The 10,798-nt window shown below is 62.9% G+C and carries 9 protein-coding genes; 7 read left to right on the top strand and 2 right to left on the bottom strand.

From position 1 onward, the window contains the following. Position 1 precedes the first annotated feature (1 nt). Both gmd and J2T47_RS01670 read right to left on the bottom strand, forming a co-directional pair. Positions 2–973 (bottom strand): GDP-mannose 4,6-dehydratase, encoded by a 972-nt coding sequence (gene gmd, locus J2T47_RS01675; RefSeq protein ID WP_138213375.1) that lies wholly within the window; start codon positions 971–973, stop codon positions 2–4. Between the two features lie 203 nt (positions 974–1,176). Beyond that, positions 1,177–2,082: a GDP-mannose 4,6-dehydratase gene (locus J2T47_RS01670; RefSeq protein WP_253441861.1), complete on the bottom strand. Its 906-nt coding sequence runs from the start codon at positions 2,080–2,082 to the stop codon at positions 1,177–1,179. A 289-nt stretch (positions 2,083–2,371) separates the two neighbouring features. On the opposite strand from J2T47_RS01670, the gene J2T47_RS01665 reads away from it, so the two are divergent. From J2T47_RS01665 to J2T47_RS01635, 7 genes are read left to right on the top strand one after another with little or no spacing between them, the layout of a single operon-like run. Continuing rightward, complete coding sequence (locus tag J2T47_RS01665) at positions 2,372–2,773, top strand: GtrA family protein (RefSeq protein WP_253441859.1); 402 nt, start codon at positions 2,372–2,374, stop codon at positions 2,771–2,773. Then, complete coding sequence (locus tag J2T47_RS01660; protein WP_253441857.1) at positions 2,773–4,074, top strand: FAD-binding oxidoreductase; 1,302 nt, start codon at positions 2,773–2,775, stop codon at positions 4,072–4,074. Before J2T47_RS01665 ends, J2T47_RS01660 begins: the two co-directional genes overlap by 1 nt. 7 nt (positions 4,075–4,081) lie before the next feature. After that, a complete protein-coding gene (locus J2T47_RS01655; protein WP_253441855.1) occupies positions 4,082–4,819 on the top strand; it encodes an SDR family oxidoreductase in 738 nt (245 codons plus the stop codon). A 13-nt stretch (positions 4,820–4,832) separates the two neighbouring features. Next, the gene (locus J2T47_RS01650; protein ID WP_253441853.1) at positions 4,833–6,695 is read left to right on the top strand and encodes a hypothetical protein; all 1,863 of its coding nucleotides are present in this window, start codon (positions 4,833–4,835) and stop codon (positions 6,693–6,695) included. A gap of 26 nt (positions 6,696–6,721) precedes the next feature. Next, the gene (locus J2T47_RS01645) at positions 6,722–8,587 is read left to right on the top strand and encodes a hypothetical protein (protein ID WP_253441852.1); all 1,866 of its coding nucleotides are present in this window, start codon (positions 6,722–6,724) and stop codon (positions 8,585–8,587) included. 28 nt (positions 8,588–8,615) lie between these two features. Continuing rightward, positions 8,616–9,713, top strand: a complete 1,098-nt coding sequence (locus J2T47_RS01640) for an acyltransferase family protein (RefSeq protein WP_253441851.1) — start codon at positions 8,616–8,618, stop codon at positions 9,711–9,713. Next, the gene (locus J2T47_RS01635) at positions 9,710–10,786 is read left to right on the top strand and encodes an acyltransferase family protein (RefSeq protein WP_253441850.1); all 1,077 of its coding nucleotides are present in this window, start codon (positions 9,710–9,712) and stop codon (positions 10,784–10,786) included. The genes J2T47_RS01640 and J2T47_RS01635 overlap by 4 nt, the downstream gene beginning before the upstream one ends. Positions 10,787–10,798 lie beyond the last annotated feature (12 nt).

The following is a 10,798-nucleotide window of genomic DNA, read 5'->3' as shown; positions in this document are numbered from 1 at the left end:
ATCACTCCTTGCCAACGCGACGCAGGTCGGCGTCGACCATCATGTGGATAAGGTTCTCCAGGCTGGTCTTGGGGCTCCAGCCCAACACTCGCTCGGCCTTTCCAGGGTTACCCAGCAGCACGTCCACTTCCGCCGGGCGGAAGAAGGCCGGGTCGATCACCACATGATCCTGGTACTTCAGACCTACATATTCGAAGGCGATGCGGCACATCTCGCGGACCGTGGTGGTCACGCCGGTGGCGACCACGTAATCATCCGGCTGCTCCTGCTGCAGCATCAGCCACATGGCTTCGACATAATCGCCGGCGAAGCCCCAGTCACGCTTGGCGTCGATGTTGCCCAGGCGCAGTTCGTTCTGCTTGCCCAGCTTGATGCGGGCCACCGCATCGGTGACCTTGCGCGTGACGAATTCGATGCCGCGCAGCGGTGATTCATGGTTGAAGAGGATGCCGCTGGAGGCGTGGAGCTTGAAGCTCTCGCGGTAGTTCACGGTGATCCAGTGACCATAGAGCTTGGCCACGCCGTAGGGGCTGCGCGGGTAGAACGGCGTGTTCTCGTCCTGCCGCTCGGCCTGGATCAGGCCGAACATCTCGCTGGTGGATGCCTGGTAGAAGCGCGTTTCCGGATTGAACTGGCGGATGGCTTCCAGCAGATGGGTCACGCCCAGACCGTCGACGATGCCGGTAGTGACCGGCTGGTCCCAGGAGCTGCCGACAAAACTCTGAGCACCGAGGTTGTAGAGCTCGTCCGGCTTGGCCTTGATCACGGCACGCTGCACGGAGGAAGCGTCAGCCAGATCGCCATCGAGGTAGATCACCTCGGACTCGATCCCCAGTTCACGCAAGCGCCAGCGCGTATCGCTGCTGCGGCGAGCTACCAGACCATGGACCTTGTAGCCCTTTTCCAGCAGCAGTTTCGCAAGGTAGGCGCCATCCTGGCCGGTCAGGCCGGTGATCAGAGCACTTTTTGTCATTCTTCTAGCATCCGTGATGGCCCGCAGATGAAAGCGCTGCGAGCTCGTTTTAGTTATGTCGGAGACTCGATCGGCTTCCACCCGAGCGATGCCTCCGCGTACTGCACATTACCTGGGACCCCGTTCCCCCTGGCAGGCCTGGCGGGGTCCTGAACCGGCGACAGGTATCGCCAGCAGTGGTCGCAAACCCAGTGCGACCGCTGTCACTCCTGCAAGGCGCGGACATCCCAGTCAGCCAGGACATCCCGCAGGATCTGCTCCATCCCGTGAACCGGCTTCCAGCCGGTCTCACGCTGCAGCTTGGCGTTGCTGCCCCGAACACGCCTTTGCTCGGCCTTGCGCAGCTTCTGCGGATCCTGACGGATCTGCAACTCCACGCCGGCCAGCGCGGCCATCTGGCCGATCAGGTCGCGCAGGCGATACTCCTGGCCCGAACAAACGTTGTACACCTCCCCCGAACGCCCCTTTTCGAGCAATGCGAAGTAGGCCGACAAAACATCACGCACATCGAGGAAGTCGCGGGTGACATCGATGTCCCCTACCTCGATACACGCGTCCTGCAATCCATGACGAATACGCGCGAGTTGCCTTGCGACCGCCGGTATCACGAAATCGGCCTTCTGGCCCATTCCCACGTGGTTGAACGGGCGTGCCACCATCATGCGCCAAGGCTCTGCGAAGCTCCACTGCTGGCAGAGCAACTCCGCCGAAAGCTTGCTCACGCCGTAGGGATTCCTCGGCCTGGGCAACTGCAACTCGGTAACCGGCAGCTGATCCTCGCTCACCTGTCCGTAGACATCCCCGGAGCTGACATACAGAAACGCACCGGAAAAGCCGCAACGCTTGAGCGACTCGAGCAGGTTCAGCGTACCGACGAGGTTCACCTGCAAGGTTCCGGCAGGATCACGGAACGCCTGCGGCACGAACGTCTGGCCCGCCAGGTGAATCACGGCGTCAGGCACATCGTCGCGCAGGTACTCATCGAAAGCCCCAGGCTCGGCCAGGTCCAGGCGCGGCAGCTCCATCAACTGCCATTGCGGTCCCAACGACGCCCGCAGTTGGGTGCCCACGAAACCGGAAAGCCCTGTCACCAGTAATCGCTTGTTCAAAGGCCAGTCTCTCTGATTGTTCCATGAAATAAAAACCGACAATGGCTGACCGGTCGGTCACGCAGAACTGCGCACCAGGTTCGCCTGCCAGGAAGGCTCCGGACAATGGCTGTGACTCGGCCCGACGGTACTCGTTCCGGCCTGGGCGGCGCGAGCATCTGAAGCTCGCTCCGGTGAACCACTCACCGGGAGGACTCGGATTCCGCTTCATTGCGGCACACTGGAGGGACGATAAAGCGTGCGGTAGGATTCACGCCACTTGCCTCGGACGGCTCACGCGAAAGCATCGATGAAACTTGCGTTGATCTACACGTTATTGGCGGCAATCGCAACCGTTGCCAACATACTCTCCCAAGACATCACTACCCGACTGTACTCCGGCCCCTACCACATCGCGCTGTCGATCCTCATCGGCACCGGCGTGGGCCTGGTGGTGAAGTACATCCTCGACAAGCGCTACATCTTCCGCTTCACCGCGCGCGATGCCGCACACGACGGCAAGACATTCATCCTCTACGCGTTGATGGGCGTGGTGACCACCGCCATTTTCTGGGGATTCGAGTTCGGCTTCGAGCACCTGTTCGCCACCAAGGAGATGCGCTACCTGGGCGGCGTGATCGGCCTGGCCATCGGCTACGTGACCAAATACGAGCTGGACCGCCGCTTCGTCTTTCGCCAGGGTGCAGCCTGATGGAGCTGTCCGGTTGGGGGCGCTACCCCCGCAGTGACTGCAACCTGCAGTCGCCCCTGGGCGAGACACCTGCTCGCCAGATGATTGCCGAGACCCCCCAGTTGCTGGCACGCGGCATGGGCCGCAGCTATGGCGATGCCGCCCTTGGCGGCACCCTCCTCGGTACGCGCCAGTTCGATCGCCTGCGCGCCTTCGATGAACAGAGTGGCGTGCTGCGCTGCGATGCAGGCGTCACCCTGGCGGATATCGTCGACGTGTTTCTGCCGCGCGGCTGGTTCCTCGCAGTGACGCCGGGAACGCGATTTGTCAGTGTCGGCGGCGCCATCGCCAGCGACGTGCATGGCAAGAATCACCACCTGGACGGCTGCTTCAGCGAATTCGTCGACTCCTTGACCCTGGCCTGCGGCGACGGCCAGGTCCGGCACTGCTCGCGCAGCGAACACCCGGAGTTGTTCCTGGCTACCTGCGGCGGCATGGGACTGACCGGCGTCATCCTGGAAGCGACCCTGCGCCTGCGCCGCGTCAGCAGCGCCCATATCGAGCAGGTAACTTACAAGGCACAGAACCTCCAGCAGGCGCTGGAGCTGTTCGAAGAGCACCACCGCAGCACCTATTCGGTCGCCTGGATCGACTGCGTCGCCTCAGGTACCGCCCTGGGCCGCTCCCTGCTGATGGTCGGGGAGCATGCACGCGACCAGGACCGTCATGTCAGTACCGGGTTGCCGCTGAGCATTCCAATGGACGCGCCCTCGGCGCTGCTCAACCACTATTCGATCCAGGCTTTCAATAGCCTGTACTTCCACCGTGTACGCCGCCGACGCAGCGAGCAGCGAGTTGATTACCGGAGCTTCTTCTATCCACTCGACGGCATCGGTCAGTGGAATCGCCTGTATGGGCGCGGGGGCTTCGTCCAGTACCAGTTCGTCCTGCCGCGCGAGGCGGGCATCGACGGACTGAGCAGCATCCTGCAGCGGATCGCCGCCTCCGGTCGCGGTTCGTTCCTCGCCGTGCTCAAGGCCTTCGGCCCAGGCAATGACTCGCCCCTGTCATTTCCACTGGAGGGCTACACCCTGGCGCTGGACTTCAAGATGCAAAGCGACCTGTTGCCGCTGCTCGACGAACTGGACCGCCAGGTCCTGGACCACGGCGGTCGCCTCTACCTGGCCAAGGACGCACGCATGAGCGCGGACACCTTCCGCCAGAGCTACCCGCGCTGGGAGGAGTTTCAGGCGCTGCGCGAGCGCTTTGGCGCGCTCGGCAAGTTCGTTTCCCTGCAAGCCCAACGTCTAGGACTGGAATAGGACAACAATGAAAAAGATCCTCGTCATCGGCGCGACCTCCGCCATCGCCGAAGCGACTGCACGCCGCTTCGCCTCCCGCGGCGCCGAGCTGTTCCTGCTGGCGCGCAATCAGGAGCGTCTGACGAGCCTGAGTGAAGACCTCAAGGTGCGCGGCGCCAGCAGCGTCCACAGCGAGATCTTCGACGCCAATGACTTCGCCCGCCACACGGCCGTAATCGGCAATGTGATCGAGCAACTGGGCGGACTCGACCTGGTCCTCATCGCCCACGGCACCCTGGGCGACCAGAAGGCCTGCGAACAGGACGTGGCGCTGACCCTGAGCGAACTGAACACCAACGCCCTGAGCGTGATCAGCCTGCTAACTCCGCTGGCCAATCATTTCGAGCGCCAGGGCCACGGCAGCATCGCCGTGATCAGCTCGGTCGCCGGCGACCGTGGCCGCCAGTCCAATTACATCTACGGCACCGCCAAGGGTGCGCTGAGCATCTTCCTCCAGGGCCTGCGCAATCGCTTGTACAAGTCGGGCGTACAGGTGCTCACCATCAAGCCCGGCTTCGTCGATACACCGATGACCGCCGCCTTCCCCAAGGGCCCGCTCTGGGCAACCCCGGAGAAGGTCGCCGGCGACATCGAAAAAGCCATCGGCAAGAGCAAGGACGTGCTCTACACGCCAGGGTTCTGGTGCCTGATCATGGCGATCATCCGTTCCATACCGGAGTTCATCTTCAAGCGGCTGTCGCTGTAAGGCGATGCCTCAGATGCTGAAGCAAAAAGGACTCTGGCTCTGCCTCGGACTTTATCTGGCCCTCGCCGTCATCACGCTGGCCCTGTGGCAGCACAAGGGCCTCAATCAGGTCACGGGGGACGAGCCCCACTACCTGGTCATCGCCGACGGTATCGCCCGAGACGGCAGTTTCGACGTCAGCCAGGCCTATGCGCGGGAGTTCGCCGAGCGCCGCATTTTCCCGGCGGGGCTGGCGCCTGCCGATGCCGTGCCCGGCCCCTCCAACAGCCACGGGCTACCCGGCCCGAATGGGCTGTTCAGCGGCCATAACGTCGGCCTCCCGCTGTTGCTGGCATTGCCCTTGAAGCTGGGCGGAATGCTGGGCAGCAAGCTGTTCATGATCCTGCTCAGCAGCTGGGGAGTGGTCCTGGCCTGGAAGCTGTCCCGCCACTACGGCGCCTCGACGAAACTAGCCATGCTGGCGGTCGTCGCCTTGACCACGGCACTGCCGATGCTCCCCGCCGCGAACCAGATCTACCCCGACCTGCTGGCCGGCCTGATCTGCCTGAGTGGCCTGTATTGGCTGGCAACCCCCCAGTATCAGCGGCGCACCCTGACAGTTCTCGGCTACGCCCTGGCAGTGGCTTTCCTGCCCTGGCTGCAGATCAAGTTCAGCGCCGCCGGGCTTGTTCTGGTCCTGGCCGCTACCTGGCTATCTATTCAGCAACGGCGCGACGCCATACGGACGCTGCTGTGGCCCGTGGCCTTCGGTCTATCCATCCTGCTGCTTGCCAGCTACAACCTCTACGCCTACGGCAAGATGAGCGGGCCGTATCAAAGCGATGCGCTGGAGATCAGTGCGAATGCGCTGATGGTGCTCGTGGGCCTGCTGGTCGATCAGAACCAGGGCATGCTGCTGCAGAACCCGATGCTGATGCTGGGAGCGTTGTTCCTCGTACCCCTCGCACGACGCGAGCCAATGCTGATGGGCACCTGGCTACTGGTGTTCCTGGCTTTGCTGGTCCCCAACGCCATGCACCCGAACTGGTATGGCGGCGGTTCGTTTTCCGGGCGCTTCGGCTGGTCCGCGGCCCTGTGCCTTTTCCTACCGACCCTGGCGGCCCTTCCTCCCCTCAAGGAGCGCATCGGCAAGCGGCCACTGGTCATCCTGCTGATCGCTTTCATCTTCCTGCAGGCCTACGCATGGCGCTGCTACGCCTGGTCCGGGGTCAGTCTCTATCAACGCCCGACGGAAACCTGGCTCAGCGCCTATTCGGTCTTCTACGGCCGCCTCACCACCTGGCTGCCGGCGCTGTACGACATTCAGTGGGCACCCACCTATGCGCCCAACTATCTGTTCGCTCTGCTGCTGCCGCTGCTGATGGGCTACGGCTGGTACCTTTTCCGCGGCAAACCAGCCACCGGAGTGCTGCGCCCACGCTATGTTCTGGCCAGCATCGTCGTCCTCGTGGCGCTGACCGGTTCGTTCAGCCGCTATCAGGAACCGCCCTTGCACTTCCCTGCGGCGGTATTGCCGGCGTTGACCGGGCAGCTGGATGGCTGGGGCAGACTTGCCCTGCCTCAGCGAGACGCTCCCGGTTTCGTCTCGTTCGGCCCCTATGTCACGCTACCCCAGGGCCGTTATCGCCTGAGCATCAACTATCAGGGCAGCGCGCCCTCCAGCGAGTCCGTGGCCACCTGGGACGTCTATCGCCCGCGCTCGTCGGACCCTGTGCTCATGGCAGTATCGCTGCCCGGCACCTCCGGGGCAGTGGCCCATCAGGAAATCGAGTTCCGCGTGAAGCGCTCGCGGCCAGAACCCTATGAGTTCCGAGTGTCCTGGCCTGGCAACGCGGAGCTGCGCGTGATGTCCCTGGCCATCGAGCGCCTGCACTGACTTCCCCTGTCCTCGGAAAGGAATCCATGACTCCAGGTGTCTCCCTCGGCTCCGCAAGGCTACCCTTCAGATCGCTGGTCTGTGCCTTCTTCGTTGCACTGAGCCTGTACGCGCTAATGCACGGCGCGGCGGGAAGGCTGGGGCAGGAAGTGTTGCCCGTCGAAGATTTTGCCGCCGACATGCTGCTGGTGGATCAGTTGCACGACGAGGGCTACCTGCTGACGGGGCACTATTCGCGCTACGGCTTCAACCACCCGGGCCCCGTGTTCCTTTACGCCAACGCGCTGTTCGAACAGGTAGGCAACGTTTTTCACCTGCCACGCTCGAGCAGCTGGCTGCTCTGCGCACTGGTCTTCAACTTCGGCTTCCTGCTGTTGGCCGGCTGGTGCAGCGCCCGGCTGTTCGGGCAGCGCTTCTCGGCAACGGCGGTCGCTGTTGTGCTGCCGATGGCGATACTGATTGGTGGCAACCTGGTTTCCGCGTGGATGCCCTACCGCCTGATCCTGCCTTTTGCCGTGTTCTACCTGTCGATCCTGCTGCTGCTCGGCAAAGGTCTGCGCTATCTGCCATTGGCGATGCTGATGGCCTGCGTGCTGATTCACGGGTACATCAGCATGCCGATTGCCACGCTTCCGCTGCTCGGGGTGACAACCCTGGTCGTGCTGCGACGCGACGGCCTGCAGCAAGGCCGAGCGCTGCGTTGGCTGGCCATCAGCCTGGCCATAGGCGCGCTGTTCTTCCTGCCGATTCTGCTTGATCTGCTGCTTCACACCGACAGCAACCCGCTGCGGGTCCTGAGAGCACAGCAAACCCTCAGGGGCCTGGAAACAGCCAGGCTGCCAGAATCCCTGGGCTACACCCTGTCGTTCTGGAACCTGGCCGGCGCCCTGCTGATTCCGTCGATGCTGTTCTGGCTGGCCACCAGTTCGAACACTGCCTCGCCACTGCGCCGGGTATTGACGCACGCCGCGCTGGTCGCAATCGTCATGAGCGCCACGTTTGCGCTTTATCACCTCAAGGTGCCCAAACCGCTGTATCCCTTCATGGGCCTGTACTACCTGGCGATCCCCGCAACGCTGGGATGCCTGCTGCTTCATGCCGGTTTGCTGAGCATTGCCCAGACCACCGTGCGCAGGGCACTCACCCTGTTCCTGGGCGCCGTCGGTGTGTTCTGGCTCGCGAGCCAGCCGCTGGCCCCCCTGGAGCGTAATGGCGCAATCAGCGAGATCGGTGACTTTCTCGCCAGCCGATACGACCATCCGGTCGCTCTGGACTATTCCGCCCAGGACGAAGCGCTGTGGGCCGACACTGCCGGATTGCTGGTGTACCTGAAGGATCACGGTGTAGATGCCTGCGTCGCCCGCCCGGAAATGGATTACCTGTTCTCCCGCAAAGGAGTCTGTGCTCCCGGGGTCGCGGCCGATGTACAACTGGTGAAAGCGTCAGCCTGCGCAGTGGATTGTCTGTTCACAACACCAACTCTGGGCCTCGAACGCCCGCCCTTCAGCGCAACGCTGCAGCGAATCGATTACCCCGCGTGCAAGCTGCCCCGGCCGGACTCAAGCCACGCCGGCGCAGGCTGCGAAGTTTCTGCAAGCCACCCAGGGCTCGTGACCTTCGGTCCGTACGTGCAGTTGCCACCGGGTCACTACCGGGTAGAGATCGAGTTCGCCACCAACCTCCCACGTGGGGCGCAGGCCGGGAAATGGGACATTGCATTCGACAGAGGCCAGGGGATACTCGGCAGAGGCGAGTTGATCGGCACCGACGGCAACCGCGAAGTGATGAGCGCCGAGTTCACCAACGAACAGCGCCATGAGACCGAAATCCGCACCTACCTGGATGCGCAAGGTTCTCTGACCATCCATCGAGTCAGCCTGCAGCGACTCTAGGCATAACAACAAGACGGCGAATACGACCATGCTGGGCATCACCCGCTTTTTCCTGGCCATCCTGGTACTGCTCTCGCACACGACCGGCGCGGGCTTCACCTTCAACCCCGGCGTCGTCTCGGTCATTGTGTTCTATTTCACCAGCGGATACCTGATGCAGCGCAGCTACAAGCGCTTCGTCGAACACTCCCGCACACCGGTCCGGTCGTTCTATGCCGACCGGATACTCAAGCTTTTCCCCCAGTACGCCGTCGTTGTGCTCGCCAGCTTCGCCGCCATTGCCTGCTTCGGCCCCGCCCAGCACGTGCTGTTCCTCAACCAGGAACCTGACCTGGTCAAGATTGTCCTCAATCTGGCGCTGTTGCCCGCCAACTATGTATTCCCGCCCCTGACGATCGCGGGAATCCTTCCTCATCCGATCATTCCACCCGCCTGGTCACTCGCCAGCGAGTTCCATTTCTACCTGCTCCTGCCCCTGATCTTCCTGCTGCCGCGCAATCGATTCGCAGTGCTGGTCGGTGCAACACTGGCGATTCAGGTCAGCGCTCTGTTCTTCGGTAGCGGGCCCTTCAATAGCGACAACTTCGGTTATCGCTTCATCTTCGGCGTACTGGTGTTCTTCCTGGCCGGCTGCGCCTATGCACGCAGCGCTTCCGAACCCTTCTACCGGCGGCTGCTGCAGACCGTCTGGGCAATCTATGCAGTGATGCTGATCGGCGTGGCACCGGCGCTCGGGCTGTTCAAGAACCGCTTCGCTCTGGAGGCGCTGCTCGGGGCGGTACTTGCCTGGCCGCTGGTGGCCGCGGCGCTGCGAGCTCAAGTCACCGAACCCTGGCTGAAGGCCCTGGACAATCGACTGGGACGCCTTGCCTACCCGATCTTCATCAGCCACTTCCTGGCCTTCTACCTGAGCGAAAAATGGCTGGGCTTCCAGGGGCAGGAGGGCGTCGCGATTCCTGCCTGCATCTTCATCTGCCTGGCCATCTCACTCGTCCTGATGAAACTGCAGACACTCATCGACAATTACCGTCTGCGGCGGCGAGGCTTCGCCAGCATGGCCACGGGCGGCCCCAGCACCCCGCCTCCCGAAAACTCCCTCACGGACGCGAGACCTGACAGCGCATGACCCAGCCCCAGAACAACAAGACCTACTTCCACGCGCTGGATGGCTTGCGCGGCATCGCGGCCATCGCTGTCGCGCTGTTCCACTGGCTGCTGAGCTTCGCCGGGTTCCTCGCCGTGGACTTCTTCCTGGTACTCAGCGGCTTCATCCTCGCACATCGGTATCTGTACTCCGAACATCAGGTCAGCGCCGGCCGCTTTGTCCTGAGCCGCATCGCCCGCCTCTACCCGATGCACCTGTTCGGCCTGCTCAGCTATGCAGTGGTCTATACCCTGCTGGCCGGCAGTATTCCCCGCTACCCCGATGGCACGCTGTTCACCTTCGTCCAGCAACTGACCATGACCCACAACATCGGGCTGAACCCCCATGGACAGACCTGGAACGTACAGAGCTGGTCGATCTCCGTGGAGTTCTGGTTAAACCTGGCGTTCTTCTGCTGGGTGCGCCGCTCCACCAGCAGCCTGAGCCTGCTCCTGATGAGCGTCGCCGGCCTGGTGATCATCCACGGGATGACCGGGAACATCGACACGACCTACCAGAACTATTTCCAGGTGATCAATTCCGGGCTGCTGCGCGGCTGGTCGTCCTTTGTACTCGGTGTTCTGGCCTATCGCGGCTGGCTCTGGGCGCGCGGCCAGGAATGGCAGCCCTGGGCAATAGCCCTGAGCGAAGTCGTGGCCGTCCTCTGCGTGCTGGCGCTGTTTTTCGGTCGTGGCGAAAGCATGAAGCCCATGCAGATATTTGCACCGTTGGTCTTCGCTGCCGTCGTGACGCTCTTTGCCCTGGAGCAGGGCCTGCTGGCCCGGCTGATCGCTCGGTGCCAGTGGCTTGGCACGATTTCCTACTCCATCTACCTCAACCATCTGGTCGTGCTGATGCTGGTGGACACAGGGCTGAAAGGGCTGGGCATGAGCCACGCCGCGCTCACTCCGATCTACCTCGGCGGGCTGTTGGTTTACTCGATGGTGACTTACCGCTGGATCGAGTTGCCGGGCAAGGCGTGGCTGTTGAGCCTTGCCTCGCCCGGCAGAGCCAAGCGCAACGACAAAGCCGCGGAAGAGGAGTCGAGCGCCTGACCCGCCAGACGC

The sequence above is a fragment of the Pseudomonas nitroreducens genome, from assembly GCF_024170165.1.
In the GTDB taxonomy this organism is placed as follows: Bacteria; Pseudomonadota; Gammaproteobacteria; order Pseudomonadales; family Pseudomonadaceae; genus Pseudomonas; species Pseudomonas nitroreducens_C.
The sequence above is the reverse complement of the archived record's forward strand: the minus strand, read 5'-3'. Positions and strand labels throughout refer to the sequence as shown.

Bases quoted from the DNA above. Each gene is read 5' to 3' on its own strand.
- gmd (WP_138213375.1), bottom strand. From the start codon at position 973: ATGACAAAAAGTGCTCTGATCACCGGCCTGACCGGCCAGGATGGCGCC.
- J2T47_RS01665 (WP_253441859.1), top strand. From the start codon at position 2,372: ATGAAACTTGCGTTGATCTACACGTTATTGGCGGCAATCGCAACCGTT.
- J2T47_RS01660 (WP_253441857.1), top strand. From the start codon at position 2,773: ATGGAGCTGTCCGGTTGGGGGCGCTACCCCCGCAGTGACTGCAACCTG.
- J2T47_RS01655 (WP_253441855.1), top strand. From the start codon at position 4,082: ATGAAAAAGATCCTCGTCATCGGCGCGACCTCCGCCATCGCCGAAGCG.
- J2T47_RS01650 (WP_253441853.1), top strand. From the start codon at position 4,833: ATGCTGAAGCAAAAAGGACTCTGGCTCTGCCTCGGACTTTATCTGGCC.
- J2T47_RS01645 (WP_253441852.1), top strand. From the start codon at position 6,722: ATGACTCCAGGTGTCTCCCTCGGCTCCGCAAGGCTACCCTTCAGATCG.
- J2T47_RS01640 (WP_253441851.1), top strand. From the start codon at position 8,616: ATGCTGGGCATCACCCGCTTTTTCCTGGCCATCCTGGTACTGCTCTCG.
- J2T47_RS01635 (WP_253441850.1), top strand. From the start codon at position 9,710: ATGACCCAGCCCCAGAACAACAAGACCTACTTCCACGCGCTGGATGGC.